Source organism: Labrys methylaminiphilus subsp. lupini (assembly GCF_051161885.1).
In the GTDB taxonomy this organism is placed as follows: domain Bacteria; phylum Pseudomonadota; class Alphaproteobacteria; order Rhizobiales; family Labraceae; genus Labrys.
This window is the reverse complement of sequence record NZ_JBMDIH010000001.1, coordinates 5,462,906-5,489,467: the sequence shown is the minus strand read 5'-3', so window position 1 is coordinate 5,489,467 and position 26,562 is coordinate 5,462,906. Positions and strand designations below refer to the sequence as shown.

Here is a 26,562-nt window from a genome sequence, read left to right as displayed (position 1 = left end):
AGGAACGAGATGAACCCGTTCAATCTTCCAGACGCCTCGCCGCCCCAGTTTTCACCAGGTTCAGAACCTTGCGATCTTAAGCAGAAGAGGCAACAAATCAGCCCCGCCGCTCATTCGCGGCAGCGCCGTCCGTCGATGGGTGCTGTATAGAGGGGCTCTTTCCGCCCGTCAACAGCCGATTTCATTTTTTTGACGGTTGCGTGACGCTTTTTTTGAAAGCCTGTGGAGGAATTCTCGGCGTCTTCAACTAACCCATTGCCCAAACATGGGTATTCGGGATGGCCATTTCAACCCCGCCGCCGCGCGCCCTGATCGGAGGCTGCTTACCTCCCTAACGCAGCCACCTCTGCCCTGCTTTCAGCAGAGGTATCGCCCCCCGCGCGCGATCTATATTCAGCCCATAAAATCTGGCCCATGAACCCGTCCCCAGCCCTCCCCTCCAGACGCAGCCCGATCAGGAATTCTGCCCCTGGATTCGTGGAATTGTCATACACCGCCCCAAATCGGCCCAATTGATCAGGGGTTAAGATGGATCTGGAATTGACCGGCGCGCCCGGCTAGGGCACGGTCCGCCCCCAAGGAAGGGGGCAAACTTCCTACCAACCATGCGCGCCGCCTCACGCTTTGGCGTTTTGGGTTCAGCGTATTTCTGGCGGAACTATCGAATTTGTCACCACGGACGACGTATAGAGACAGGCGGCAGGATCGGTACGGGATCGTGGATCCCGGAACGCAGGCGCCGCTTTCGGCGGATGGCGGGCGCGCGCCCGACCGGCGCAAGGTCTCGATCCGCTGGCTGACGGGTACGGTCCTCACCGGCCTGTGCGGCGCCGGCTTGATGGGTGGGGCGGTCTATGCCGCTCTGGACGGCGAATACAGCGTGGGCCATGCACCGCAGATCGCCCCCAGCGTCGTGCGCGACAGCGAGGCCCAAACCTCCACCCAAAAGACCGATCGCATCCTGATCCAGACCGATACGATGGAAGCCCATCAGGTCATTCGCGTCTCCACCACCACGAAAGTGGGTGACAAGGACGTCATCAAGGTCAAGCCCTTCGCGCGCGTACTCTCGAGCCTGCAGATTGCCTCCGGGCCGTTCTCTTCCCAGGTGCCGCCTTATAATCCCCAGGCTCTGTCCGCCGATCCGGACGCAGCCCTGGCGCCCGCCGCGCCCCATGTCGAGCAAGCGCCCGATGACGGCGAGGTCACCGTGGCCAGCCGCGACCTGGTCGGCGTGAACTTCCAACCGACCTCCGGTCCCCTGCTGCCGGACGAGCAGGTGCTCGCTCTGGTGCGGGCAAAGACCCAGGGCAGCGATCCCTCGGCCGCGATCATCCCGCCACAATTCGTAGCACTCGCCGCCGACGACGACCGCGCCGAAAGCGCGGACCTCACGGCACTGCGCGAGACCGACGTGCAGACCGACCCCGACTCGGCGCTCAAGATCACCATCGTGCCCGAGAACTTCACCAATATCGCCAAGACGACGCCCGAGGTCTCCTCCCGCGAACAGACCATCACGGTTGAAGATAAGGACACGCTCGCCGCCATTCTGGGGCGCCTGGGTGCAACGCCGCAGGAGGTCCAGGAAATCGCCAAGGCGCTCGGCGATGCCGGCAAGCTGCATGGCGGGCTGCGCCTGCGGGTTCTGGTGGCGCCAGGCGGGGATGAGGACGCCCACTCCCGGCCCGTACGCCTGTCGGTCTATAACGCCGACAAGCATCTTGGCACCGTGGTGCTCGCCGATACCGGCGGCTATGTCTCAGTGCAGGATCCGAGTTCGACCGACATCGCCGCCAACGCCCAGGACAATCAGGGTGGCGGCGACGAGGATGAAGGCGACAGCGGCACGGGTATCCGCCTCTATTACTCCATCTACGAGACGGCCCTGAAGCAGCAGGTGCCCAAGGAGATGATCGAAAGGCTGCTGCGCGTCTATGCCTATGACGTCGATCTCACCCGCCATACCCGACCGGGCGACAATTTCGAGCTGTTCTACGAGCAGGACGAGGCCGGCAACCCAGTCGGCGACATCCTCTATACGGCGCTGACCGTCAATGGCGAGCTCAAGCGCTACTATCATTTTGCCAGTCCCGACGATGGCCAGGTCGACTATTACGACGAGGACGGCAAGTCGGCGCGCAAGTTCCTGACGCGCAAGCCGATCAATGGCGGCGAGATGCGTTCCACCTTCGGCATGCGGCGCCACCCGATCCTCGGCTATTACAAGATGCATACCGGTGTCGACTGGGCCGACCGCGTCGGCACGCCGATCCTGGCCACCGGCAACGGCACCATCGTCAAATCCGGCTGGACCAATGGCTACGGCCGGCACATCGAGATCCAGCACGCCAACGGCTATCTCTCGACCTATTCGCACATGAACAGCTTCGCCTCAGGCACAGGAGTCGGAGCCAAGGTCAAGATGGGCCAAGTCATCGGCTATCTCGGCCAGTCGGGCCTGGCGACCGGCCCGCACATCCACTACGAAGTGAAGATCAACGGCAGCTTCGTCGACCCGATGCGCATCAAGCTACCGCAGGGACGTGAGCTCAATGGCGACCTGCTCGCCACCTTCAGGGCGGAGCGCGACCGCATCAACGCCCTGATGAGCAAGGCGCCCGTCGCCGAGATCGCGACCGGCATCAACAAGAGCTGAGGCCCGGCCCCCGCCATCGTTATGGGAACTGGGCCCCGCCGCCGGCATCTGGCGCCGGCGGATCCCTGTCTTGCGGCATTTTCGCCGACAGAGCTGCCACAGGACGGCGAGACGCTATAGTAAGGCATCATGACCGCCATCCGCGACACCACCGACCAGAAAAACCTCGCCTTGCTGATCCAGCTTCGCTGGCTGGCCGTTATCGGGCAGGTGATCACCATCCTGTTCGTCGATCTCGTGCTCAACATTCCCCTGCCGCTATTCGAGATGGCGGTCGTGATCGGTTTTCTGGTGGCGCTCAACGTCGTTGGTGTCCTCAGGCTGCGCAGCCAGGGCCTGGTGGGCAATACCGAGCTCTTCCTCGAGCTGATGCTCGATGTCGCCGCACTCACCGTGCAGCTCTATCTCAGCGGCGGCGCCTCCAACCCCTTCATCTATCTCTATCTCCTGCAGGTCATCATCGGCGGTGTCCTGCTGGAAGCCTGGTCGACCTGGACGCTGCTCGCGGCCACCAGCGCCTGTTTCGTCGGCTTGGCGACCTTCAACCGACCTTTGCCAATGCCGGCGGCGCCGAAGGGCACCGATCTGGCCGACCTGCATGTCCAGGGCACCTTCATCTGCTTCGTGCTGGCGGCAGTCCTGCTGGTATTCTTCGTCACCCGCATCAACCGCAACCTGCGCGCCCGCGACGCCCATCTGGCGAGCCTGCGTCAGCAATCGGCCGAGGAGGATCATATCGTCCGCATGGGCCTGCTCGCCTCGGGCGCCGCCCATGAACTCGGCACACCACTGGCAACCCTCTCGGTGATCCTGAGCGACTGGCAGCGCATGGAGATGTTCAGGCAGGACGAGGAGGTCGCGGCCGAGCTTGCCGAAATGCGCGGCCAGCTCGACCGCTGCAAGACGATCGTCACCGGTATCCTGATGTCATCGGGCGAAGTGCGCGGCGAAGGCACGCGGCGCACCAGCGTGCTCAGCTTCTTCGACGAACTCGTGGAGGAATGGCGCACCAGCCGTTCCCCTGCCCGCCTTGACTACAACAACACCTTCGGCACCGATGTCTCCATCGTCTCGGACGACGCCCTCAAGCAGGTGGTGTTCAACATCTTCGACAATGCGCTCGAAGCCTCGCCCAATTGGGTGGGCATCGCCCTGGAGCGGCGCGGCGACCGGCTCACGCTCTCTGTCACCGACGCAGGGCCGGGTTTCGGCAAGGACATACTGGATCAACTCGGCAAACCCTATAATTCCAGCAAGAATTGGCCGGGCGGCGGGCTCGGCCTGTTCCTGGTCGTCAACGTCGCCCGCAAACTCGGCGGCACCCTCACGGCCAAGAATCTGCTGAATGGCGGCGCACTGGTCGAGCTGACCCTGCCGATGGCGACACTGTCGCCCGAAGGAGTAACCGATGGCATCCTCCCCGGCTGAACGCCGCCTCATCATCGTCGAGGACGATGCGACCTTCGCCCGAACCTTGCGCAAATCCTTCGAGCGGCGAGACTATGTCGTCGAAGTCGCCGCCGGCCTCGAGCCGATGCAAGCCTTGCTCCAACACCACGCGCCGGATTTTGCCGTGGTCGACCTCAAGCTGGCCGGCGGCTCGGGCCTGGAATGCGTGAAGGCGCTGCATGGTCATGACCCCGCCATGAAGATCGTGGTGCTGACGGGGTTTGCCTCCATCGCCACCGCCGTCGAGGCAATCAAGCTCGGAGCCTGCCACTATCTGGCCAAGCCCTCCAACACCGACGATATCGAAGCAGCCTTCCAGCGCAGCGACGGCGACGCCAGCGTGCCGATGACACAGACCCCGACCTCCATCAAGAATCTTGAATGGGAACGCATCCATGAGACGCTGGTGGAGACGGAGTTCAACATTTCCGAAACCGCGCGCCGCCTCGGCATGCATCGACGCACCCTGGCGCGCAAGCTGGAGAAACGGCGGCTGAAGTGAGGGATTATCCTGCTCTCCTCTCACGCACGGTATAGGCCAGCCCGCCGAGTGCCATGAGGGCAAGGGCGAACCAGGTCAATGCGTAGACCAGATGGTTGTTGGGCAGGTCGACCACCGTCATGCCGCCGGTCGGAATTTCGCCGGCCTGCCGCCGCTCGGCGTCGATGAAATAGGGCGCCACCGTGCCGAGCCCACGGGCGACGGCGATTTCAGCCACGTCGCGCGAATACCAGCGATCGGCGCCCGGATCGTTGCTGCGCAGGAAGGCGCCCTTGGGCTCGCTGAGCCGCAGCAGCCCGGTTACCTCGGCCGGCCCAGCAGCATTGCCGGCCTTGGCGCGCTCCTCCGGCAGCACGAAGCCGCGATTGACGAGCACCAGGAAGCCCTGCTCGGTCTTCAGGGGCGACAACGTCCAGAAGCCGCCTCCCCGCGCGGTGGTGGCCTGCACGAAGACGGGTGGACGGTCCAGAAATTCGCCCACGAGGCGGATACGGCGATAGGCATCCTTGTCCGCCGCGATGGCGGGCCACGCTTCGGGTCCGGGCGGCGGCGCAGGCTCGGCATGGATACGGGCATCGATGCGGGCGATCAGGCCCTGCTTCCAGCCCAGGCGCTGGACCTGCCAGACGCCCAGCGCGCAAAAGCCCGCAAAGGCGACGACGAGCGCCGCCACCATGACGGTGAAACCACGTCGCGAACGTGGGGGCCGAGCCGGCCGGCCACCCTCTGGAGCAAAGTGCGATTTCTCTGAATCGCACTTTCTCTCCGACTCTTCGCTTTGACGCGTTTTCTTAATCGAAAAGTCTGCCAACTTTTCTGGAAAACGCTCAGCGGTCATCGCATCAGGCTCACGGCATGTTGCGCATGTCATGCGCCGAGATCGGCATCATGTTGTTGACGAGGTGATACATGACCCACAGCGAGCCCGTCAGCGTGATCACCACCAGCACGATGGTGAAGATCAGAGCCATCAGGTTCCAGCCGCCCTCGGACTTGGCATCCATGTGCAGGAAATAGATCATGTGCACGACGATCTGGATCACCGCCAGGGAGATCACGATCAGCGAGGTCGCGACCTTCGATTCGAGCGCGCCCGTCATCACCAGCCAGAACGGGATGAAGGTCAGCACTACCGAGAGGCCGAAGCCGATCAGATAGCTCTTGCGCGAGCCATGCGAGGAGCCATGCTCGTCATGATGGGCGTCTTGGTGCGAGTCTTGGTGGGTGTGGGCGCTCATCGCAGCATCCCCATCAGATAGACATAGGTGAAGACGCCGATCCAGATGACGTCCAGGAAGTGCCAGAACAGGCTCAGGCACATGAGGCGGCGGCGGTTCGCCGTGGTCAGGCCGTAGCGGGCGACCTGCACCATCAAAGTGAACAGCCAGAGAATGCCGGTCGAAACGTGCAGGCCGTGCGTAGAGACCAGCGTGTAGAAGGCGGACAGGAAGCCACTGCGCTGTGGCGTCGCCCCCTCATGGATCATATGCGAGAATTCGTAGAGCTCGATGCCGACGAAGGCCATGCCGAACAAAGCCGTAACCAAGAGCCAGGCCTGGGTCGAGCCGGCCTTGCTTTCCTGCATCGAGATCATGGCAAAGCCATAGGTGATGGAGGAGAGCAGCAGCATTGTAGTGTTCAACGCCACCAGTTGCAGGTCGAACAGGTCTTTGGGCGAGGGACCGGCAGCGTAATTGCCGCCGAGCACGCCATAGGTGGCGAACAGGATCGCAAAGATCAGGCAGTCGCTCATCAGATAGATCCAGAAGCCGAGCATGGTGCTCGACCCTTCCGGATGATGCGGTTCTTCCGGCAGATGGAAGACCGGCGCTCGGCTTTCCTCGGCCCCTGTCTGCGGCATCAGGATGGTCTGCGACATCAGCGTTCTCCTGCCGCCAGCAGATTTGTGCGGGCATTCTCGGCGGTGGCCACCTCCTCGGCGGGAATGTGGAAGTCGCGGTTGTAGTTGAAGGTGTGAATGATGACCGCAGCCAGCAGGGCAACGAAGCTGGCGATCGCGAGCCACCAGACATACCAGATCATGGCGACGGCGCAGACCGCGCTCAACCCGGCCAGGACGATGCCCGCGCCGGTGTTCTTGGGCATGTGGATGGGCTTGTAGCCTTCCAGTGGCCGCTTGTAGCCGCGGCGCTTCATGTCCTCCCAGGCATCGAGATCATGCACCACCGGCGTGAAGGCGAAATTGTAGGCCGGCGGCGGCGAAGAGGTCGACCATTCCAGCGTGCGCGCGTTCCAGGGGTCGCCGGTCGTATCCTTGAGAGACTCCCGCTTCTTGAAGCTGACATAGAACTGCATCAGCGAAGCGGCGATGCCGATGGCGATCAGGCCGGCGCCGCAAGCGGCGATCACGAACCAGATCTGCAGGGACGGATCCTCGAAATGACTGACGCGCCGGGTCACACCCATCAGGCCGAGGATGTAGAGCGGCATGAAGGCGACCCAGAAGCCGACGACCCAGCACCAGAACGAGACCTTGCCCCAGAACGGATCGAGCCGGAAGCCGAAGACCTTGGGGAACCAGTAGTTGATGCCGGCGAACATGCCGAACAGCACGCCGCCGATGATCACATTGTGGAAATGCGCGATCAGGAACAGCGAATTGTGCAGTACGAAGTCGGCCGGCGGCACCGCCAGCAGCACGCCCGTCATGCCGCCGATCACGAAGGTGAGCATGAAGGCCAGCGTCCACATCATCGGCAACTCGAAGCGGATGCGGCCGCGATACATGGTGAACAGCCAGTTGAAGATCTTCGCGCCGGTCGGGATCGAGATCACCATGGTGGTGATGCCGAAGAAGGAGTTCACGCTGGCGCCCGAGCCCATGGTGAAGAAGTGATGCAGCCAGACCAGATAGGACAGGATGGTGATCACCACCGTGGCGTAGACCATCGAGGTGTAACCGAACAGACGCTTGCCGCAGAAGGCCGCCGTCACTTCCGAGAAGATGCCGAAGGCCGGCAGGATAAGGATATAGACCTCCGGATGACCCCAGATCCAGATGAGGTTCACATACATCATCGGATTGCCGCCGAGGTCATTGGTGAAGAAGTTGGTGCCGACATAGCGGTCGAGCGACAACAAGGCGAGCACGGCCGTCAGCACCGGGAAGGCGGCGACGATGAGGACGTTGGTGCACAGCGCGGTCCAGGTGAAGACGGGCATGCGCATCATCGTCATGCCGGGCGCACGCAGCTTGACGATGGTGGCGATCAGGTTGACGCCCGATAACAGCGTCCCCACGCCCGCCACCTGCAGGCCCCAGATGTAATAGTCGACCCCGACATCCGGACTATAGGCGATACCCGACAGCGGCGGATAGGCGAGCCAGCCCGTCTTGGCGAATTCACCGACGAACAGCGACATCATGATGATGGCTGCGCCCGCCGCGGTCATCCAGAACGAGAAATTGTTGAGGAAGGGGAAGGAGACGTCGCGCGCGCCGATCTGCAGCGGCACCACGAAGTTCATGAAGCCGGTGACGAAGGGCATCGCCACGAAGAAGATCATGATGACGCCATGCGCCGTGAAGACCTGGTCGTAGTGATGCGGCGGCAGATAGCCCTGGGATCCGCCGAAGGCGATCGCCTGCTGCAGGCGCATCATGATCGCGTCGGAAAAACCGCGCAGCAGCATGACCAGCGCCAGCACGATATACATAACGCCGATGCGCTTGTGATCGACGCTGGTGAACCATTCGCGCCATAGATAGCCCCAGGCGCGGAAATAGGTCAGGACCCCGAGAAGGCCGAGGCCGCCGATGGCGACACCAATGAAGGTTACGACCAGTATCGGCTCGTGATAGGGGATGGCTTCCAGTGTAAACCGACCGAAGATCGGGCTGACTGCAACCGTTTCAGAAGACATGGGTATCCGCTCTTGAATGAGGTTGCACTTAACCGGGCTGGGCAGCGGAGAGCTGCGACGGCTGGCTGGAGGCAGACGGGATGGAAAGGCTGGCGCCGGTGAGGCCGGCGGGCTTGGGACTCAACGCCGGAACGCCGCGCTTCCAAGTATCGAGCGCACCGGACCGCGGCACCTCGCAATAGGAGGAAACGAAATAGGGTTCGGGGCCGAACACCGCGCCACGGCGGGCATATTTGTCGTAGAGCAGCGGGCGGACATTGTTGATGCCTTCCTTGCCGAGGCCCCCCTGAGCATCGACCGACATCATCTTGTCCATGCACATCTTGTTGGCGTCGACGCACATGTTCAGGATGGCGTGATAGAGGTCATCGGCGACGGAACTGTAATGGCGCACGGGCACGTTCTGGCTCGGCTTCTCCAGAGCGAGATAGGCCGGGCGGTCGAGGGCGCCGGCATCGCCGGCACGGACCTTGGCGACCCACTGGTCGAAGCCGGCCTGGTCGAGCCCATGGAAGCGGAAGCGCATGCCCGAGAAGCCCGCGCCGCTGTAATTGGACGAGATGCCTTCATATTCTCCGGGTGCGTTGATCACCGCGTGCAGCTTGGTCTCCATGCCCGGCATGGCATAGATCATGCCTGCCAGGGCCGGCACATAGAAGGAGTTCATCACGGCCGAGGCGGTGATCTTGAAATTGATCGGCCGGTCGACCGGCGCCGCCATCTCGTTGACGCTGGCCACGCCATATTCGGGGTAGATGAACAGCCATTTCCAGTCGAGCGCGACGACCTGGACCTCCAGAGGCTTGACCTCCTTGGTCACCGGCCTGCCCGCGGCCACGCGTTCGAGCGGCCTGTAAGGGTCGAGCAGATGCGTTCCGGTCCAGGTGATCGCCCCCAGAATGATGACGATCAGCAGCGGCGCCGCCCAGATCACCAGCTCAAGCTGGGTGGAATGGTCCCAATCGGGCTCATAGCGCGCCGCCTTGTTGGACTGGCGATAGCGCCAGGCGAACAGCACCGTCAGCGCCATCACCGGTATGATGATCACCAGCATCAGCACGGTAGAGAACACCAGCAGATCGCGTTGCTGGGCGGCGATGTCGCCTGACGGGCTGAGCACCACGGCATTGCAGCCCGCGAGCAGGCCCATAAGAGGCACGGCCAGGGCGAGGCGCGCAAGCTTGCGCAAGCGGACGGAGCTAAGGAACGGCATTCGGGATAGCATTCGCATGTCGTGCCGATACGCCTCCGGTTCCAGGCTGCCCATTGGACATTTTGTCCAATGACAATATCATCGTGAAGACGGCAATAGGTACGCAAGGGACCCCCATACTGCACGGCTTCCGTCGAGCGGGCTAGGGTCTTTGGACAGGTATGGGTTCGGACAGGGTGCGAGCGATCCTGGCAGATGATGTCCGCACTTGCCTAGCAAGTGCGTGGGAGCGCGGAGACGCAAGCTCGGTGGCTTGCTGCGATGCGCGCGCCCCTCGTCGGTCAAAAGTGCCCCGGAGGCGGTGAGGTGAACAAGGACCATCTGCAGTGTCGCAACATGCGCCAAAGGCAGATGTCTTGGAGACAGATGTCTTGGCGCCGCGCTGCTCCTCCCCTATGGTTCTTTTGACCTCATCCTGCTCCAAACCATATCTGTCCAAGGACCCCAGGGGTCTTTGGAGAAAGCCGAGGGACGATGAGCACCACGACTTCCATGCATCCGGCCGGGGCAGCGGACCAGCACGGCGCCAGGCGCCACACCATCACGCCGAGCGAGATCGCCATCGGCGTAATCATCGGTCGGACGTCGGAATATTTCGACTTCTTCGTCTATGCCATCGCCTCCGTGCTGGTGTTCCCCAAGCTTGCCTTCCCGCATCACGATGCGCTGACGGGCATGCTCTATTCCTTCGCGATCTTCGCTCTCGCCTTCATCGCGCGCCCCTTCGGGTCGGCGCTGTTCACCCTGTTCGACCGGCATTATGGCCGCGAGGTCAAGCTGACCATCGCGCTCTTCCTGCTGGGCGGCTCCACCGCGGCGATCGCCTTCCTGCCCAATCACGGCACTGTCGGCGCCTGGGCCGGCGTGCTGCTGGCGCTGCTGCGCATCGGCCAGGGCATCGCGCTCGGCGGCAGCTGGGACGGCCTGCCCGCCTTGCTCAGTTTGAACGCCCCCGAAGGCCAGCGTGGCTGGTGGGCCATGATCCCGCAGCTCGGCGCCCCGCTCGGCCTGATCGTCGCCAGCGGCCTGTTCGCCTTTTTCTACACCACGCTCGATGCGGCGGATTTCATCGACTGGGGCTGGCGCTATCCCTTCTTTGTGGCCTTCGCCATCAATGTGGTGGCGTTGTTCTCGCGGCTGCGCATCGTCGCCACACCCGAATACGGCGAGATGTTCCAGAGCCAGGAACTACAGCCCAAGCCGATCCTGGAGACGGTGGGCGCGCAGGGGCGCACCATCATCATCGGCTCCTTCGCGCCACTGGCGAGTTTTGCCGTGTTCCACATGGTGACGGTGTTCCCGCTCGCCTGGGTGGTGCTGGAAACCAACGAAAGCCCGGTCCAGTTCCTGGTGATCGAGATTTTCAGCGCCCTGTTCGGCCTCGCCGCCATCGTCGCCTCCGGCCCGATCGCCGACCGCTTCGGCCGGCGCAACCTCATCGCCGTCTGCGCCATGGCGATCGCCATCTATTCGGGCTATGCGCCGCAATTGCTGAACGGCGGCCAGACGGGCGAGCTCATCTACATGATCGGCGGCTTCATCCTGCTCGGCCTCACCTTCGGCCAGGTCTCGGGCGCGGTGAACATGAATTTCCCGATCCAGTATCGCTACACCGGTGCGGCCCTGACCTCGGATCTCGCCTGGTTGTTCGGCGCCGGCTTCGCACCCTTCGTCGCACTGGCGCTGGCGACATGGTTCGGCCTCGCCTCCGCCGGCGTCTACCTGCTCTCGGGTGCGGTCTGCACGCTGATGGCACTATGGATCAACCTCGAAAGCATCCGCCAGGGCACGCAGGATCCGAAGGATTGAGTTCTGATCCCGGCCTAGCTGAGATGGCCGTGCCTAGTTCGGTTCGAATCGACCAGCCCGGCCTTCTCAAAGGCATGTCAAAGACAAGATTGGCTCTGTAGGCGGGGTTCTCCCCGCCCAAATGCCGTGCAGCGTGATCTCTATCGGTCAATCATAATCCACCTTCGGATACCAATGGGCATCTCGTCCCTCCGGCGTGGTGTCCAACACATTCCAAAGCGGCGTCAGGTCGGGCGCGCCACGCGGGTCCTGGCCCGGATCGGCCGTCACGCCGCCCATCTCGCCGCCCCAGAAATGGCGAATGGAGCCGTCTCGCCGGGTAAAGACATTGTAGCCCGGATAGTCGCCATCCGAGCGCCAGGTCCCAAAATCGCGACCGAACTCGGCCGTTGTGTCGCTGTAGAACGGCAAATGCCGCCAGCCGCGCTCACGCTTGAAATCGAGCAACCGTTCGATCGGGGCGCGGGCGACGACCGCGAGCGCAGCCCGCTGCTGGATATCCTGCGCATTGCCCGCCAGCGCGCCGAGAAGCGCCGTGCACATCGGGCATGGGCGTTTGCGCTCGGGACCGAACATGTAGTTGTAGACGATCAAGCTTTCATGCTTGCCGAACAGATCGGCGAAGCGGACGGGGCCATTCTCTCCTTCGAACACATAGTTTTTTTCGACGGGAGCGCCCGGTGGCAATGCACGGCGCATCTCGGCCACGCGTTCAATGTGGCGGCGAAGTTCGATTTCCTCTGCAAGCAGAGCAGTTCGGGCACGGCGATACGCCTCGCTTTCATTCGGGATCCGGGCCTGGTTGAGAGCGGCCAGTTCGGCGGCGGGCTTCAGTCTGCCAACATCCGCAGTCATGCGATCCTCCTCGATTGCCGTCGATGACGCTACGCTCCAAGGACGTTTCTCAACGCGCAGACCCGACAACCCGGTTCCATTTTTAAAGCCAGCCACGCATTGGAGGGCCTGGTGGGTTATTCCAGTCGTGCGGCTACGGCCGTGGTGCCATTGGCGATCGAGGGCCGAGTTGCTGCAGTTCCGTTCCAGCGTGCGGCCCCAATGCAAAAGCGGGCCCGAAGGCCCGCTTTTTCGTTTCGGCTTGCTGTAATTCCTTACGCCGCCCTGGCATTTACCGCCTGACCGCCGATGACCAGGCCCGAGCCTGTAGCGCCGATCTCGATGGTCACGCCGTCCTTCACCTTGCCGGAGAGGATCATCTCGGCCAGCGGATCCTGCACCAGGCGCTGGATCGTGCGCTTGAGCGGACGGGCACCATAGGCCGGGTCGTAGCCCTTGTCGGCAAGATAGGTCCTGGCGGCATCGTCGAGATGCAGCGTGATCTTGCGTTCGTCGAGCAGCTTCTGCAGCCGGGCCATCTGGATATCGACGATCGCGCCCATCTGCGCCTTCTTCAGGCGGTGGAACAGAATGATCTCGTCGACACGGTTGAGGAACTCCGGCCGGAAGTGGCTGCGCACCACGCTCATCACCTCCTCGCGCACCTTGTCCGAATCCTCGCCCTCCTTCTGGCTGACCAGATATTCGGCGCCGAGATTGGAGGTCATGATGATCAAGGTGTTGCGGAAGTCGACCGTACGACCCTGCCCGTCCGTCAGGCGCCCGTCATCAAGCACCTGCAGGAGGACATTGAAGACATCGGGATGGGCCTTCTCTATCTCGTCGAACAGCACGACCTGATAGGGCCGGCGCCGCACGGCTTCGGTGAGGGCGCCGCCCTCGTCATAGCCGACATAGCCCGGAGGCGCGCCGATGAGCCTGCTCACCGAGTGCTTCTCCATATATTCGGACATGTCGAGGCGGATCATCGCCGTATCGTCATCAAACAGGAAGCTTGCCAAAGCCTTGGTCAGTTCGGTCTTGCCGACGCCCGTCGGGCCCAGGAAGATGAAGGAACCGATCGGTCGGTTAGGATCCTGCAGGCCGGCGCGGGCGCGCCGGACCGCGGTCGCGACCGCCTGCACGGCTTCGCCCTGGCCGATCACCCTGGCTCCCAGCACGTCCTCCATGCGCAGGAGCTTGTCCTTCTCGCCCTCCAGCATCCGGTCGACAGGCACGCCCGTCCAGCGCGAGACCACCTGCGCGACATGATCCGCCGTCACGGCCTCCTCGACCATGCTGACCTTGCCTTCGGACGCCTCGACCTCCGTCAGCTCCTTTTCGAGCTTGGGGATGATGCCATAGGTCAATTCGCCCGCGCGCTGGTACTCGCCGCGGCGCTGGGCCTCGGCCAGTTCGTTCTTGGCCTTGTCGAGCTGGCCCTTGAGATCGGCGGCAAGGCCGAGCTTGTCCTTCTCGGACTTCCAGCGCTGGGTGAGCTCGGACGAACGCTCTTCCAGATCGGCCAGCTCCTTTTCGAGCTTGGTGAGACGGTCCTTGGAGGCGTCGTCGTTCTCCCGCTTGAGGGCTTCCTGCTCGATCTTGAGCTGGACGATGCGCCGGTCGAGCTCGTCGAGCTCCTCGGGCTTGGAATCCACCTGCATGCGCAGCCGCGAGCCGGCCTCGTCGACAAGGTCGATGGCCTTGTCGGGCAGGAAGCGGTCGGTGATGTAGCGGTTGGAGAGCGTTGCCGCCGCCACGATGGCGCTGTCGGTGATGCGCACCTTGTGGTGCTGCTCATACTTCTCCTTCAGGCCGCGCAGGATGGAGATGGTGTCCTCCACCGTGGGCTCCTCGACGAAGACGGGCTGGAAACGCCGCGCCAAGGCCGGGTCCTTCTCGACATGCTTGCGATATTCGTCGAGCGTGGTGGCGCCGACGCAGTGCAGCTCACCGCGCGCCAGAGCGGGCTTGAGCAGGTTGGAGGCGTCCATCGCCCCCTCGCCCTTGCCTGCACCGACCAGCGTATGCATCTCGTCGATGAACAGGATGATCTCGCCATCGGCGGAGGTCACCTCGTTCAGGACAGCCTTCAAGCGCTCCTCGAACTCACCGCGATATTTGGCGCCGGCGATCAGCGCACCCATGTCGAGCGCCAGGAGAGCCTTGTCCTTCAGGCTTTCGGGCACGTCGCCATTGACGATGCGCAGCGCCAGGCCCTCGACGATCGCCGTCTTGCCGACGCCGGGCTCGCCGATCAGCACCGGGTTGTTCTTGGTGCGCCGCGACAGCACCTGGATGGTGCGGCGGATCTCCTCGTCGCGGCCGATCACCGGATCGAGCTTGCCCTCGCGGGCATCGATGGTGAGGTCGCGGGCATATTTCTTCAGGGCGTCATAGGCGTTCTCGGCCGTGGCGCTATCGGCGGTGCGGCCCTTGCGCAGGGCCTCGATCGCCTTGTTGAGGTTCTGCGGCGTCGCGCCGGCAGCCGCCAGTGCCTTGCCGGCCTCTGTATCCTTTTCGACGGCGAGCGCCAGCAACAGCCGCTCGACCGTGACGAAGCTGTCGGAGGCCTTGTCGGCCGCCTTCTCAGCAGCCTCGAACACGCGGGCAAGCCCCGGCGTCAGATAGACCTGGCCAGCGCCGGTCCCCTGCACCTTGGGCAGCTTCTTCAAGGCAGCCTCGACGGCGTTCAGTGCCTGGCGCGAATTGCCGCCTGAGCGGTCGATCAGGCCCGCCGCCAGTCCCTCGGGATCATCGAGCAGGACTTTCAGGAGATGTTCGGGAGCAAATTGCTGATGCCCCTCGCGCAGCGCCAACGATTGCGCCGACTGAACGAAGCCTCTGGCACGTTCGGTATAGCGTTCAAAATTCATTCTCTATCCCTTCCAGCACGCCCGAAGACCCGTAGCATCGTCCAGGCGCCATACAGATTTGCGAACCCCGAAAGCATTCGCTGAGAATGATGTGGGGAGCCGGGTCGAAGCTACAAGGGGTATGGAAACAAGAGTCTGAGCCAGATCAAGAAAGAAGCCAAGCGGGGCGTCTCACCCGCTCGCACTACCGCGCCGAACGACCGGGAAGCATGCGCGTCAGGACATCGTCACGCCGGACATAATGATGCCAGAGCGCTGCAACGGCGTGGAGGCCGGCCAAGACCAGGATCGCATCGGCGCATAGCTCATGCGCGTCCTTGACCAGAAGTGCCAGACCGCGATCGGGGACCACGGGCGCGGGTACGGTGAACAGGCCAAAAAAAGTAAGAGCATCTCCACGCAACCAGGTGAGAGTGATGCCGAGGCCGACGATACCGACCATCAGGAGATAAAGAAGGAGATGGGCACCCTTGGCCATTGCCATCTCGGCACCGGACATCGTCGAAGGCAGCGGGGGAGTGCCGAGCGCCAGGCGGGCGACGAGCCTGGCGGCAATCAGAGCGGTGAGCAGGAGGCCCAGCGAAATGTGGCTCCACCAGGCCAGGGCCCGGCCCGGATCGCCCTTCGCGAAGAACAAGCCGTTATAGGTAAGGCCATAGCAGGCCAGCACCAGTAGAAAGATCGCCCAATGCAGGGCCTTCTGGATGGGACGATATGATGAAGAAGGCATGGCTGGGCTCCAGATTAGATAAATTCTAATCTGTACAAGACTGCGGCGGCGATATGGCGCTGGTGGTTTCCGCCGATTAATTTTGCGTCGCGCAGTTTTTCTGTCGGCCCTTGATCATCCCATCGGTCTATGCCCCTATTCCCGTCTCGAACCGGTATGGGGCACGGCGATGGCGGCTTCAGGCAAGGACGGGCCTGGAGCGGCCCGCGGCGTAGCGCGCCGGCGCAGTGCAAAATCAATGGGAACGAGAACCTTGATCAAGAATTCCTCGCGTGTCGGCCCGGGAAAGCCGCAGGTGGTGGTGCTGGTGGGCGCCACGGGCGACCTCTCTCGCCGCAAGCTGCTGCCGGGCCTGTTCCATCTCGCCAGCGCCGGCTTCATTCCCGGCTGCCGCATCATCGGCGTCTCGCTCGACGAGATCGATGCCGACGGCTTTCGCGCCATCGCGCGCGACTCCCTAGACAAATTCTCCACCCGCAAGGTCAGCCAAGCTGATTGGGAAGCCTTCGCCGCCAGTCTCGATTATGTGCCGATCAGCGCCGGCGCGGGGCCGGTGAAGGAAGCGGTGGCACGGGCCGAGGCGGAACTCGGCCCCGAGGCCCGGCGCGTGCATTATCTTTCCGTGCCGCCCAACGCCGCGCTCTCGGCCGTGCAGATGCTCTCGGAGGCCGGTCTGGTCGATCGCTGCCGCATCATCATGGAAAAGCCGTTCGGCACCGATCTCGCCAGCGCCGTCGCCCTCAACGCCCGTCTGCACGAGGTCTTCCACGAGAGCCAGATCTTCCGCATCGACCACTTCCTCGGCAAGGAGCCGGCCCAGAACATCCTGGCCTTCCGCTTCGCCAACGGCCTGTTCGAGCCGATCTGGAACCGCAATTTCATCGACCACGTCCAGATCGACGTGCCCGAGACATTGGGACTTTCAACCCGCGCCGCCTTCTACGAATCCACCGGCGCCTATCGCGACATGGTGGTGACGCATCTGTTCCAGATCCTCGCCTTCATGGCGATGGAGCCGCCGACCGCTCTGGAGCCGCAGCCGATTTCGGAAGAGAAGAACAAGGTGTTCCGCTCCATGGTGCCGATCGACCCGCGTGACGTGGTGCGCGGGCAATATCTCGGCTATCGCGAGGAACCGGGCGTCGACCCCGAAAGCGACACCGAGACCTTCATCGCCCTCAAATGCGCCATCGACAATTGGCGCTGGGCCGGCGTGCCCTTCTACTTACGCACCGGCAAGCGCCTGGCCGAGGGCCAGCGCATCATCTCGATCGCCTTCCGCGAACCGCCCAAGAGCATGTTCCCGGCGGGCTCGGGCGTAGGCGCGCAAGGCCCTGACCACCTCACCTTCGACCTCGCCGACGCCTCCAAGGTTTCGCTCTCCTTCTACGGCAAGCGCCCCGGCCCGGGCTTTCGGCTCGACAAGCTCTCCCTGCAATTCGCCCTCAGCGAAACAGGCCTGATCGGCGACGTGCTGGAGGCCTATGAGCGCCTGATCCTCGACGCCATGCGCGGCGACCACACGCTGTTCACCACGGCCGAGGGCATCGAGCGCCTCTGGGAAGTCTCCCAGCCTTTGCTGGAGAACCCGCCGCCCGTGCGTCTCTACGACCAGGGGAGCTGGGGCCCGAAATCCATCCATCAGCTCATCGCCCCCAACGCCTGGCGCCTGCCCTTCGAACGGGTGTGGCGCAAGCCGGAGGGGAAGGGATGAGGCACTGGGCCAAACGTCCACCTTCATAACGCACGAAGCGCTCGACCGCCGGCAAACTGCCGGGTTGCACCGTCCTCCCGCCGATTGACCTGGTCGGACGAATAAGCTCTGTTGCCCGCGTGCCGGGGCCTGATCTCTCGGCCAAACCGTAACAAACGCCGACAGAGCGGGAACCGAGGGAGGACATTGGGTCCATGAAAATTGTCAATTTGAGCTTGCTGGCGGGCGCCGCCATTCTGGCGGGTCTGGCGACAGCGCAGGCCGCCCCCGTCAAGATCAGCGTCTCGGCCGAGCCGATCCCGCCCTTCTTCTCGCTGGACGGCCAGGGCAACTGGCAGGGCTTTCTGCCCGACTATGCCAAGGCTGTGTGCAAGCAAGCCAAGCTCGATTGCGTGGTGGTGGCCACCGCCTGGGACGGCATCATGCCGGCGCTCCTCGCCAAGAAGATCGACGTGATCTGGGCCGGCATGTCGATCACGCCCGAGCGGCAGAAGCAGATCGCCTTCACCATCCCGATCTACAACACGCCGGTGGAGTTCATCGGCAACAAGGACGACAAGTTCGAATTTGTGCCTGGTGGCCTCAAGGGCAAGGCGGTCGGCGTGCAGACCAGCACCATCCACGCCCAATATGTGCAGAAGGCCTATCCGGACGCCGAGATTCGCAACTACGCCACGCTCGATGCCGCCATGGCGGATTTGGCGGCCGGGCGCATCGAGCTGGTACTGGGCGATGCCGATTCCGTTGGCCCGTTCCTGGAAGGCAAGGACGGCGCCTGCTGCGATTCCAAGGGCTTCCCCAAGGATCCCCTGTTCGAAGGCGGTATCGGCGGCGGCCTCCGCAAGGAGGACACCGAGCTGAAGACCAAGCTCGATGCCGGCATCAAGGCGGTCTATGCCAGCGGCGAGTTCAAGCAGATCGCCGGGAAGTACTTCAAATACGATATCGGCATGCCGCCCAAGTGAGAAACATCGCCTTCTCCCCTTGCGGGAGAAGGTCCCGGCAGGGGGATGAGGAGTGTCAGCCCAAGCCTAGAATGGTTGCGTATCCCCCTCATCCGCCCCCACGTTCTTTACTTGAACGCGTGGTTCTTAAGGGACCACGCTACGGCACCTTCTCCCGCAAGGGGAGAAGGCAATTGCGCCGGCCTCACGCAAACGCGGCGGTAAAATTCTTCGCCACCAGATCGCGGTTGCGCAGCACCTTGCCGGCGCGGGGGCCGGTGGCCCTGCCCTCGCTCCAGGCCAGGCTCCCATTGACATAGACCGAGCGGATGCCGGCCGAGAGCTGGGTGGGATCGTCGAAGGTCGCCTTGTCGAGGATGGTTTCGGAATTGAACAGCACGAGGTCGGCGAAGGCCCCTTCCCTGATCACGCCACGCTGGGCGAGGCCGAAGCGCGCAGCAGGCAGCGCTGTCATCCGGCGCACCGCCTCCTCCATACCGAACAAGCCGATATCGCGGGCGTAATGGCCGAGCACGCGCGGAAAGGTACCCCAGAGCCGGGGATGCGGGCGCACATCGTGCGGCAGCCCGTCCGAACCCACCATGGTGAGCGGGAATTGCAGCACGCGCCGCACATCTTCCTCATCCATGGTGAAATAGACGGCGCCGGCCGGTTGCAGCTTCGCCACCGCCTCCTCCCTGGAGACGCCGAGCTCGCGGGCAATAACGTCGAGCGTCTTGCCGGCGAGGTCGGGCCGCGCCTTCGACCAGGTGATCAGGATGCGCTCGACCTGGGTCGCGCGCTTGGCCTCCAGCACGGTGGAGGAAGCGGCGTAGGGATAGACGTCGAGCGTGACGGGCTGCTCGCGCGCCCGCTTCTCGATGATCGGCAGCGACACGCGGGTGCGGCCATGGTTCTGCGGGTCGGTGGCCTTGTGATGCGACAGCACCACCGGCGCATCGGCCTCGCGCCCGATGGTGAAGGCCTCTTCCATCGCCTCCAGCAGGTGATCGGCTTCGTCGCGTAGATGGGTGGTGTAAATGGCGGAATATTTGGCCAGCGGCTCGGCGACGGCGATCACCTCCGCCGTCGAGGCAGCATTGGCCGGCTGGTAGTAGAGCCCGGTGGACAGGCCGATCGCCCCATCCGCCAGCGCCTGGTCGAGCAGGTCGCGCATGCGGACGCATTCAGCCCGGGTGGCCGGGCGGTCGAGCCGGTCCATGGTGGCGAGACGGAGCGTCGTGTGGCCGACGAGGCAGGTGACGTTCACCGTGGTTCCCGCCGTCTCCACCGCCTCGAAATAATCGGCGAAACGCTCGAACAATTCGTGCTCGCTCTTGGCGATCAGGTCGAGCGGCGGCACCACCTCTCCCTTGGCCCGCAGCGGTGCCAGGCTGATGCCGCAATTGCCAACCACCACCGTCGTCACGCCCTGGCTGAGCTTGGCCGCCATGTCGGTGGCGATCACGGCGCGGTCGTCATGGGTGTGCACGTCGATGAAGCCCGGCGCGAGGGCGAGCCCGGCGGCATCGATCTCGGTCCCGGCCTTGTGAGGCAAGCGCTCGCCGAGGGCGACGATGCGTTCGCCGGTGACGGCGACATCGGCCTGGCGCGGCTTGGCGCCAGTGCCGTCGAAGATCGTCGCCTGCCGGAAGATCAGGTCGCAGGGGAAAGTCATCGCATGATCCTTGGGTCGTTCCGGACCGGTATGCCGGCCTCTTCTTTGGTATAAGCCCGACCTTATGATTCGTGCCCGGCCAGCACTGCGACGGCCGGTCGCGCGGCGCCTTCGGCAAGCCCCTTCACGGGCTCGATGGAATTGTGCAGCAAGGCAAGGCCATAGCGCTTGTCCGGTGCGAGGATCAGGGCCTCGCCGCGATCATCCCGCTCGCGCACCCGCTCGCTGTCGGCGAGCCCGATGGCATCGCCGGTCACCGCGATCAGGCCGGCATCGACGCGTGGATTGGCCTCCATCACCCGCCGCACGGCCACGGCGGGATCGACACCCGCCTCGAGCAGCGCCAAGGCCTCCGCATTGACGGCAAGGCCGGATGTACCGACGGTATTCGGCAGCCTGTGGCCGGTGACGAAACCTTTCCGGCCGGCCAGGAGAAACTGGGTAAGAGGCTCGGGACGATCAGGCCCGCTGGTGATCACCGCCGCCAGCGGCGAAGCCATCATCCAGGCAAGATCCGGCCGGGCGGTCCATGTGGCGCGAATGGTCTCGAGCCCGCCGCGCTGGCACTCCAGCGCCGTCGCCTCGCCATTCGGCGCCAGGGCATAAAACACCGCAAAACCATGCAGGTCGCCCTTGCCGAGCTTCTCCGCCTCGGCCCAGCCGGCCCACACTGCCCTGCCCGCGCCAGTTCCAAAGGCGGCAATGCCGATCGTCACGTCTCGAACTCCTTGATTGCTACGAAAACCACGTTGCCCAAACGAATCCGGCCGCGAACCGGGCATCTTGCCCCGCTCGCGGCCGGTGATCTCGAACCGCCCGAAGGATCAGGCCTTGACCACGCTCGCCGTGTAGATCTCGCCGATGGTCTTGGCGAGCGCTGCATCGAACTCCGCATCGCTCATGGACACGCGCAGATCTTCCGTGAGGGCGCGCGAGAAGGAGGCGATCATGCCGTGATTGTGGCTGAGCTTCTCGCAGGCATCGGCGCGGGTGTAGCCGCCCGACAGGGCAACGACACGGGCAACGGCCTTATGGTCGACCAGCGGCTTGTAGAAATCGGCGACGGTGGGGATGGTGAGCTTGAGCATCACCTGCTCGCCCGCCGGCAGCGCGTCGAGTGCCGCAGCGATCTCATCGCGCAGAATAGCCTCGGCTTCCTGCTTGGTCGGGCTCTTGATCGAGACTTCCGGCTCGATGATCGGGATGAGGCCGTGGCCGAGAATCTGCCGGCCGACCTCGAACTGCTGCTTGACCACAGCAGCGACGCCGGTCTTGTCGGCATTGGCGATCACCGAGCGCATCTTGGTGCCGAAGATGCCCTTCTTCGCCGCGCGCGCGAGCAGGGCGTCGAGTTCGGGCATCGGTTTCATCACCTGGGCACCGTTCTCTTCCGTCGCCAGGCCCTTGTCGACCTTGAGGAAGGGCACCACGCTGCGGTCTTCCCACAGATAGGTCGGCACCGGCTTGCCCTTGGCCTCGCCATCCATGGTCTTCTCGAACAGGATGGCGCCGATCACCTTGTCGCCGGAGAAGGCGGGCGCCGTCATGATGCGCACGCGCATTTCGTGCATCAGGCGGAACATCGCCTCGTCGCCGCTATAGCTGGATTCGGCGATGCCATAGAGACGCAGCGCGCCGGGGGTGGAACCACCGCTCTGATCGAGGGCGGCGATGAAGCCATCCTTGCCGGTCATCTGTGACATCATCTTGGCGTCTGCCATATCGGTCTCCCTGTTGCGAGCCGGTGCGCCCCGCGCCCAGCCTCCACGGTTGCCTAGAACAAGCGCGTTTAGACGAAAACGCTCATTGGCTCTAGCTCATTGTTTCCAAGCCAATCCGATGGATCGGCTGGAGCGCCTTTGCGATTCCTGGCGATGCCGCCAAATTACAAAACGCTCTCGCGTCGAGTCGGCGCGAGTATCGGCATGCAAAGGGGGTGAGGCAAGGGGCAGAACTGCGAAAAGCTCTCGCAAAGACGTGGGAAAAAGACGTGGGAAATGGTGGCCAAACGCCCTTCGAGCCATAGGCGCGTATATGGCCTCAGCGCCCGAAGCTCAGGGCTTCTTCCGTCTTCCCGCTCCGTCAGCGCTTGCGTGGATCGGCCATATCGCGGATGGCGGCCTGATGATACCAGGCACCGTCGACATCGATGGGCGGCGAGGGCTGCGTATCGCGCGAGGAAAGCCGCGTCTCGTCACGTCCGAGGCTGCACCCCATGCGCGGACGCGTGGGGAAAAGGTAGATCTTGGCAGTTTCTTGCCGGGTACTCGCAGTCATGCTCGTCTCCCTTGTCTGGCGCGCCAAGGACGCTGCCAAACCAGGATCCAGTCTTAGCACAGCCTCGGGCGCCTTCCTATCATTTGCCTGCTTTGCAGGCAGCATTTGCCTAAACTATGTGCAACCAAAGCCCGCATTACGGCAATGCGCAGCAAGACAGCAGGCCGCGACAACGGCATCTGGGCCCGGCATGACTTGAAAACACCCCTTTTTCTCTTTCAGCCGACAAAAGGACACCGTTTCTTTTGCAGGCTCGCACCCTCGTTTCCAAAATATCTGCGACAAAAACACCGCACCCTGCCCCCTGGCACGCTTCCTGCTTATTGCACCGCAACCGGCGGCAACCCGGTGCGAACCGGCTGCCGCCATCCGCCTTCCAACCAGCGAGTATCCTGAGAATGACGAAGTACAAGCTCGAGTATATCTGGCTCGACGGCTACCGGCCGACCGCGAACCTGCGCGGCAAGACCATGGTCCGCGACTTCGATGCCTTCCCCACGCTCGAGCAACTGCCGCTTTGGGGCTTCGACGGTTCCTCGACCAAGCAGGCCGAGGGATCGAATTCGGATTGTGTACTCAAGCCGGTCCGCATCGTCCCCGATCCGGAGCGCCTGAACGGCGCCGTCGTGCTCTGCGAAGTGATGATGCCCGATGGCGTCACCCCGCACGCCTCCAACAGCCGTGCCACCATTCTCGATGATGACGGCGCCTGGTTCGGCTTCGAGCAGGAATATTTCTTCTACAAGGACGGCCGGCCGCTCGGCTTCCCAGAGCACGGCTTCCCCGCCCCGCAGGGGCCTTACTACACCGGCGTCGGCTACAAGAATGTCGGCAACATCGCCCGCGAGATCGTCGAGAAGCATCTCGACATCTGCCTGGCCGCCGGCATCAACCATGAAGGCATCAATGCCGAGGTCGCCAAGGGCCAGTGGGAATTCCAGATCTTCGGCAAGGGCTCCCGCGCCGCTGCCGACGAGATGTGGATCGCCCGCTATTTCCTGCTCCGCCTGACCGAGACCTATTCGATCGACATCGAATGGCACTGCAAGCCGCTCGGCGACACCGACTGGAACGGCTCGGGCATGCATTGCAACTTCTCGACCACCCACCTGCGCGAAGTGGGTGGCAAGGCCTATTTCGAAGCCCTGATGGCGGCGTTCGCGGCCAACAAGGACGCGCACATCGCCGTCTACGGCCCGGACAACCATCTGCGCCTCACCGGCAAGCACGAGACTGCCTCGATCGACACCTTCTCCTGGGGCGTGGCCGATCGCGGTGCCTCGATCCGCGTGCCGCACTCCTTTGTGCGCAACGACTACAAGGGCTATCTGGAGGACCGCCGTCCCAACTCCCAGGCCGATCCCTATGAGATCGCCTCCCAGGTGCTCAAGACCATCGCCTCCGTTTCGACCGCGGTGAAGGCCGCCGCCTGAGCCCGAGCGCTTCTCGACAAAACGGCGCGGGTCGCAAGATCCGCGCCGTTTTGTATTTGCTGTCTGAGAGTGCCGGAGCGCGCGGCCACCATGCATCTTTGCCGGTCGCCCTTTCGGCCGGGCTGTGCTATAGCGCCGACCAACATCAGGAATTTTGCATGTCGGCCCTTTCGCTCGAACAGGCAGCGAGCCCTCAGGCCATTCCCATGGGAATGGCCGATACCGTTGCCGCTCCACAAGCTCAGTCCGCCAAGCCTTCCCTCGCCGGGATGGACCGCACGGCCTTGAATGTAGCTCTCACCGCCGTGGGCGTGCCCGCCGGCGAAGTGAAGATGCGCGTCAACCAGCTTTCGCACTGGCTCTATGTGCGCGGCGCCAGCCGTTTCGATGCCATGACCAACGTGTCCAAGCATCTGCGCGCCCTTCTGGAGCAGTCCTATACGCTCGACCGCCCGGAGATCATCGCCGAGCAGATCTCGGCCGATGGCACGCGCAAATGGCTGATGCGCATGCCCTCCACCGGCCCCGCCGACAAGGGCGCCGAGATCGAGACCGTCTACATCCCCGACGAGAAGCGCGGCACGCTGTGCGTCTCCTCCCAGGTCGGCTGCACGCTCAACTGTTCCTTCTGCCACACCGGCACGCAGAAGCTGGTGCGCAACCTCACTGCGGCCGAGATCGTGGCGCAACTCCTGGTCGCACGCGACCGCCTCGGCGACTGGCCGGGCCAGGAAGCGCCGGAAGGAGCGATCGTGCCGCGTGACGGCGGGCGCTTCGTCTCCAATGTCGTGATGATGGGCATGGGCGAGCCGCTCTATAATTACGACAATGTCGCCATCGCCCTGAAGGTGATGTCGGACCAGGACGGCCTGTGCCTGTCGCGCCGCCGCATCACCCTATCGACCTCCGGCGTGGTGCCGATGCTCGGCCCGCTCGGCGAGGACATCAATCCGGCGCTCGCCATCTCGCTGCATGCCACCAACGACAATCTGCGCAACGAGCTGGTGCCGCTGAACAAGAAATATCCGATCGCCGAGCTCCTGGATGCCTGCCGCAACTATGCCGGCCTCTCCAACGCCCGCCGCATCACCTTCGAATATGTCATGCTCAAGGGCGTCAATGACAGCCCGGCCGAGGCGCGCGCCTTGGTGAAGCTGCTCAAGGGCATCCCGGCCAAGATCAACCTGATCCCCTTCAATCCCTGGCCCGGCACCTTCTATGAATGTTCGGACTGGGAGACGATCGAGGCCTTCTCCGACATCGTCTTCAATGCCGGCTACGCCTCGCCCATCCGCACGCCGCGCGGACGCGACATCCTCGCCGCCTGCGGCCAGCTCAAGAGCGAAAGCCAGAAGATGCGGGCGCGCGATCGCCTCGCTATCGAGGCCGATGCCATGAAGAAGCTGGCAGTCGAGGCCTTCTACGCCCATGGGACGGACGGGGACTAACGACAATGGTCGTGCGATGGCTGGGTTTTTTCCTTCTAGTCATCGGACGGATCCTCGAAATTGTCGCCTCGACAGGAGTGGCAGCCCTTTCCGCAATGATTGTCGGCAGCAGCGGACTGGTGAACACCAATCTCGCCTCGGCCGTATTCCGTTACAGCACAACATTGAATCGAGAGGCTTTTGCAGTTCTCGAACATCCGTTTCTCAATTTTGACCGATTGCAGGGTGCCATATGGCAGGTGTGGTTGATGCCTGCTGCAATATGGGTCGTGCCCATTGCAGGCATTGCCATCATTGGTGAACTCTTCGGACTGCAACGTTGGGCTTTCTACAGTATCGGCACTGCGGCGGCTTTGTGCAGCGTTCCCGGCCTTGTCGGTTTCATTCCTCCGACCCCTGGGGACGTTGTGCTGCTTTTTGTCGGTGTGGCCTGCACAGGAGCGATTGCCGGGCTGGTCTATTGGCTCATCACCGGCCGGCAAGCCGGCTTGATAGTGCGCTCACTCAAGCAATGATAAGCATGGCTTCCACCTTGGTTGGGTGGCACTGAGCGCGATTCATTCGAACACGCGTCGTCGCCACCCTATTGAATAATAGGTTTGCGTCCTGTGATGGTTACCCCCTCTCAGCCTCCTCGCCCCCGTGGCGTCATCAGCTTCGTCGACCGCCTGGTGCTGGTGGCCTTCGCTGCCGTCCTGGCCGCGATTGCAGCGCTGGTGGTCGGCGTGATGGGCCTCGCCAATCACGATTTCGGGCAGGAACTCGCCGGCACGGCAGAGCTGTTCGGCCTGAAGGCTCTGGCGACGCTGATCGATGGAACTCCCGTGGAAGACATCGGGGCCATGATCCAGCAAGCAGCAACCGCCGCCCTGGCCATCTGGCTGGCACCGATCGCCCTGGTCGCGGTGATCGGCGAGACCATGGGCAAAGCAAGCTGGATGTTCTACGCCATCGGCATGGCGCTCGCCTTCGCGGTGGCGCCGATGGTGATGAGCCTGAACATCCTCGCGATCATGCTGCTCTACCGCGCTTTGCTCGGCCTGACCGCCATCGGCATCGTCGCCGGCACGGTCTACTGGCTGGTAGCCGGACGGAGCGCGGCGGGTTGAGC

General features: G+C 63.4%; 22 protein-coding genes. 10 read left to right on the top strand and 12 right to left on the bottom strand.

Annotated features, from left to right (window positions below; all coding sequences use genetic code 11):
* Positions 1 to 718 precede the first annotated feature (718 nt).
* The 3 genes from ACN6KF_RS25690 to ACN6KF_RS25680 all read left to right on the top strand — a co-directional run bounded on the left by ACN6KF_RS25690 (position 719) and on the right by ACN6KF_RS25680 (position 4,610).
* Positions 719 to 2,659, top strand: a complete 1,941-nt coding sequence (locus tag ACN6KF_RS25690; protein WP_434959577.1) for a M23 family metallopeptidase — start codon at positions 719 to 721, stop codon at positions 2,657 to 2,659.
* A gap of 129 nt (positions 2,660 to 2,788) precedes the next feature.
* Complete coding sequence (locus tag ACN6KF_RS25685) at positions 2,789 to 4,087, top strand: ATP-binding protein (RefSeq protein WP_434959576.1); 1,299 nt, start codon at positions 2,789 to 2,791, stop codon at positions 4,085 to 4,087.
* A complete protein-coding gene (locus ACN6KF_RS25680) occupies positions 4,068 to 4,610 on the top strand; it encodes a response regulator transcription factor (RefSeq protein ID WP_434959575.1) in 543 nt (180 codons plus the stop codon). Before ACN6KF_RS25685 ends, ACN6KF_RS25680 begins: the two co-directional genes overlap by 20 nt.
* A gap of 4 nt (positions 4,611 to 4,614) precedes the next feature.
* Here ACN6KF_RS25680 and ACN6KF_RS25675 read toward each other — a convergent pair whose 3' ends face one another.
* The 5 genes from ACN6KF_RS25675 to cyoA form a co-directional block, all read right to left on the bottom strand.
* The gene (locus ACN6KF_RS25675) at positions 4,615 to 5,286 is read right to left on the bottom strand and encodes an SURF1 family protein (protein WP_434959574.1); all 672 of its coding nucleotides are present in this window, start codon (positions 5,284 to 5,286) and stop codon (positions 4,615 to 4,617) included.
* Positions 5,287 to 5,458: 172 nt separating this feature from the next.
* On the bottom strand, positions 5,459 to 5,848 hold the full coding sequence (gene cyoD, locus ACN6KF_RS25670) for a cytochrome o ubiquinol oxidase subunit IV (RefSeq protein ID WP_434959573.1): 390 nt from the start codon (positions 5,846 to 5,848) through the stop codon (positions 5,459 to 5,461).
* Positions 5,845 to 6,471 (bottom strand): cytochrome o ubiquinol oxidase subunit III, encoded by a 627-nt coding sequence (cyoC, locus tag ACN6KF_RS25665; RefSeq protein ID WP_434959764.1) that lies wholly within the window; start codon positions 6,469 to 6,471, stop codon positions 5,845 to 5,847. The genes cyoD and cyoC overlap by 4 nt, the downstream gene beginning before the upstream one ends.
* Positions 6,472 to 6,488: 17 nt before the next feature.
* Positions 6,489 to 8,495, bottom strand: coding sequence for a cytochrome o ubiquinol oxidase subunit I (gene cyoB / locus ACN6KF_RS25660; RefSeq protein ID WP_434959572.1), 2,007 nt, complete (start codon positions 8,493 to 8,495; stop codon positions 6,489 to 6,491).
* 28 nt (positions 8,496 to 8,523) lie between these two features.
* Positions 8,524 to 9,708 carry a ubiquinol oxidase subunit II gene (gene cyoA / locus ACN6KF_RS25655; RefSeq protein WP_434959571.1) on the bottom strand — a complete coding sequence of 395 codons (1,185 nt, stop codon included), beginning with the start codon at positions 9,706 to 9,708 and terminating at the stop codon, positions 8,524 to 8,526.
* Positions 9,709 to 10,182: 474 nt separating this feature from the next.
* Between cyoA and ACN6KF_RS25650 the strand changes: the two genes are divergently transcribed.
* Entirely contained in the window at positions 10,183 to 11,517 is a 1,335-nt protein-coding gene (locus ACN6KF_RS25650) for an MFS transporter (RefSeq protein ID WP_434959570.1), read from the top strand.
* 147 nt (positions 11,518 to 11,664) lie between these two features.
* On the opposite strand, the gene ACN6KF_RS25645 is transcribed toward ACN6KF_RS25650, so the two are convergent.
* The 3 genes from ACN6KF_RS25645 to ACN6KF_RS25635 form a co-directional block, all read right to left on the bottom strand.
* Complete coding sequence (locus ACN6KF_RS25645) at positions 11,665 to 12,372, bottom strand: DUF899 family protein (protein ID WP_434959763.1); 708 nt, start codon at positions 12,370 to 12,372, stop codon at positions 11,665 to 11,667.
* Between the two features lie 254 nt (positions 12,373 to 12,626).
* Positions 12,627 to 15,227: an ATP-dependent chaperone ClpB gene (gene clpB, locus ACN6KF_RS25640; RefSeq protein ID WP_434959569.1), complete on the bottom strand. Its 2,601-nt coding sequence runs from the start codon at positions 15,225 to 15,227 to the stop codon at positions 12,627 to 12,629.
* Positions 15,228 to 15,411: 184 nt separating this feature from the next.
* Positions 15,412 to 15,957, bottom strand: a complete 546-nt coding sequence (locus tag ACN6KF_RS25635) for a cytochrome b (RefSeq protein ID WP_434959568.1) — start codon at positions 15,955 to 15,957, stop codon at positions 15,412 to 15,414.
* A 253-nt stretch (positions 15,958 to 16,210) separates the two neighbouring features.
* Here ACN6KF_RS25635 and zwf point away from each other — a divergent pair, with 253 nt between their 5' ends.
* Both zwf and ACN6KF_RS25625 read left to right on the top strand, forming a co-directional pair.
* Positions 16,211 to 17,671 (top strand): glucose-6-phosphate dehydrogenase, encoded by a 1,461-nt coding sequence (gene zwf, locus ACN6KF_RS25630; protein ID WP_434959567.1) that lies wholly within the window; start codon positions 16,211 to 16,213, stop codon positions 17,669 to 17,671.
* A gap of 194 nt (positions 17,672 to 17,865) precedes the next feature.
* Positions 17,866 to 18,636, top strand: coding sequence for a transporter substrate-binding domain-containing protein (locus ACN6KF_RS25625; protein ID WP_434959566.1), 771 nt, complete (start codon positions 17,866 to 17,868; stop codon positions 18,634 to 18,636).
* A gap of 184 nt (positions 18,637 to 18,820) precedes the next feature.
* Here ACN6KF_RS25625 and ACN6KF_RS25620 read toward each other — a convergent pair whose 3' ends face one another.
* The 4 genes from ACN6KF_RS25620 to ACN6KF_RS25605 all read right to left on the bottom strand — a co-directional run bounded on the left by ACN6KF_RS25620 (position 18,821) and on the right by ACN6KF_RS25605 (position 22,570).
* The gene (locus tag ACN6KF_RS25620) at positions 18,821 to 20,293 is read right to left on the bottom strand and encodes an N-acyl-D-amino-acid deacylase family protein (protein WP_434959565.1); all 1,473 of its coding nucleotides are present in this window, start codon (positions 20,291 to 20,293) and stop codon (positions 18,821 to 18,823) included.
* A gap of 62 nt (positions 20,294 to 20,355) precedes the next feature.
* A complete protein-coding gene (locus tag ACN6KF_RS25615) occupies positions 20,356 to 21,009 on the bottom strand; it encodes a DUF6963 family protein (RefSeq protein WP_434959564.1) in 654 nt (217 codons plus the stop codon).
* A gap of 108 nt (positions 21,010 to 21,117) precedes the next feature.
* Positions 21,118 to 22,014 (bottom strand): fructose bisphosphate aldolase, encoded by an 897-nt coding sequence (locus tag ACN6KF_RS25610; protein WP_434959563.1) that lies wholly within the window; start codon positions 22,012 to 22,014, stop codon positions 21,118 to 21,120.
* Positions 22,015 to 22,375: 361 nt separating this feature from the next.
* The gene (locus ACN6KF_RS25605) at positions 22,376 to 22,570 is read right to left on the bottom strand and encodes a DUF2735 domain-containing protein (RefSeq protein ID WP_434959562.1); all 195 of its coding nucleotides are present in this window, start codon (positions 22,568 to 22,570) and stop codon (positions 22,376 to 22,378) included.
* 398 nt (positions 22,571 to 22,968) lie between these two features.
* Between ACN6KF_RS25605 and ACN6KF_RS25600 the strand changes: the two genes are divergently transcribed.
* The 4 genes from ACN6KF_RS25600 to ACN6KF_RS25585 all read left to right on the top strand — a co-directional run bounded on the left by ACN6KF_RS25600 (position 22,969) and on the right by ACN6KF_RS25585 (position 26,560).
* Entirely contained in the window at positions 22,969 to 24,003 is a 1,035-nt protein-coding gene (locus tag ACN6KF_RS25600) for a glutamine synthetase beta-grasp domain-containing protein (RefSeq protein ID WP_434959561.1), read from the top strand.
* A gap of 206 nt (positions 24,004 to 24,209) precedes the next feature.
* Positions 24,210 to 25,451, top strand: a complete 1,242-nt coding sequence (gene rlmN, locus ACN6KF_RS25595; RefSeq protein ID WP_434959762.1) for a dual-specificity RNA methyltransferase RlmN — start codon at positions 24,210 to 24,212, stop codon at positions 25,449 to 25,451.
* Between the two features lie 5 nt (positions 25,452 to 25,456).
* The gene (locus ACN6KF_RS25590; protein ID WP_434959560.1) at positions 25,457 to 25,966 is read left to right on the top strand and encodes a hypothetical protein; all 510 of its coding nucleotides are present in this window, start codon (positions 25,457 to 25,459) and stop codon (positions 25,964 to 25,966) included.
* Positions 25,967 to 26,062: 96 nt separating this feature from the next.
* Entirely contained in the window at positions 26,063 to 26,560 is a 498-nt protein-coding gene (locus ACN6KF_RS25585; protein WP_434959559.1) for a hypothetical protein, read from the top strand.
* Positions 26,561 to 26,562 lie beyond the last annotated feature (2 nt).

What these genes read in the sequence shown, in the direction of transcription:
- ACN6KF_RS25685 (WP_434959576.1), top strand. Translation starts at nt 2,789, where the DNA reads ATGACCGCCATCCGCGACACCACCGACCAGAAAAACCTCGCCTTGCTG.
- ACN6KF_RS25680 (WP_434959575.1), top strand. Translation starts at nt 4,068, where the DNA reads ATGGCATCCTCCCCGGCTGAACGCCGCCTCATCATCGTCGAGGACGAT.
- ACN6KF_RS25675 (WP_434959574.1), bottom strand. Translation starts at nt 5,286, where the DNA reads ATGGTGGCGGCGCTCGTCGTCGCCTTTGCGGGCTTTTGCGCGCTGGGC.
- cyoD (WP_434959573.1), bottom strand. Translation starts at nt 5,848, where the DNA reads ATGAGCGCCCACACCCACCAAGACTCGCACCAAGACGCCCATCATGAC.
- cyoC (WP_434959764.1), bottom strand. Translation starts at nt 6,471, where the DNA reads ATGCCGCAGACAGGGGCCGAGGAAAGCCGAGCGCCGGTCTTCCATCTG.
- cyoB (WP_434959572.1), bottom strand. Translation starts at nt 8,495, where the DNA reads ATGTCTTCTGAAACGGTTGCAGTCAGCCCGATCTTCGGTCGGTTTACA.
- cyoA (WP_434959571.1), bottom strand. Translation starts at nt 9,708, where the DNA reads ATGCCGTTCCTTAGCTCCGTCCGCTTGCGCAAGCTTGCGCGCCTCGCC.
- ACN6KF_RS25650 (WP_434959570.1), top strand. Translation starts at nt 10,183, where the DNA reads ATGAGCACCACGACTTCCATGCATCCGGCCGGGGCAGCGGACCAGCAC.
- ACN6KF_RS25645 (WP_434959763.1), bottom strand. Translation starts at nt 12,372, where the DNA reads ATGACTGCGGATGTTGGCAGACTGAAGCCCGCCGCCGAACTGGCCGCT.
- clpB (WP_434959569.1), bottom strand. Translation starts at nt 15,227, where the DNA reads ATGAATTTTGAACGCTATACCGAACGTGCCAGAGGCTTCGTTCAGTCG.
- ACN6KF_RS25635 (WP_434959568.1), bottom strand. Translation starts at nt 15,957, where the DNA reads ATGCCTTCTTCATCATATCGTCCCATCCAGAAGGCCCTGCATTGGGCG.
- ACN6KF_RS25625 (WP_434959566.1), top strand. Translation starts at nt 17,866, where the DNA reads ATGAAAATTGTCAATTTGAGCTTGCTGGCGGGCGCCGCCATTCTGGCG.
- ACN6KF_RS25620 (WP_434959565.1), bottom strand. Translation starts at nt 20,293, where the DNA reads ATGACTTTCCCCTGCGACCTGATCTTCCGGCAGGCGACGATCTTCGAC.
- ACN6KF_RS25610 (WP_434959563.1), bottom strand. Translation starts at nt 22,014, where the DNA reads ATGGCAGACGCCAAGATGATGTCACAGATGACCGGCAAGGATGGCTTC.
- ACN6KF_RS25605 (WP_434959562.1), bottom strand. Translation starts at nt 22,570, where the DNA reads ATGACTGCGAGTACCCGGCAAGAAACTGCCAAGATCTACCTTTTCCCC.
- ACN6KF_RS25600 (WP_434959561.1), top strand. Translation starts at nt 22,969, where the DNA reads ATGACGAAGTACAAGCTCGAGTATATCTGGCTCGACGGCTACCGGCCG.
- rlmN (WP_434959762.1), top strand. Translation starts at nt 24,210, where the DNA reads ATGGGAATGGCCGATACCGTTGCCGCTCCACAAGCTCAGTCCGCCAAG.
- ACN6KF_RS25590 (WP_434959560.1), top strand. Translation starts at nt 25,457, where the DNA reads ATGGTCGTGCGATGGCTGGGTTTTTTCCTTCTAGTCATCGGACGGATC.
- ACN6KF_RS25585 (WP_434959559.1), top strand. Translation starts at nt 26,063, where the DNA reads ATGGTTACCCCCTCTCAGCCTCCTCGCCCCCGTGGCGTCATCAGCTTC.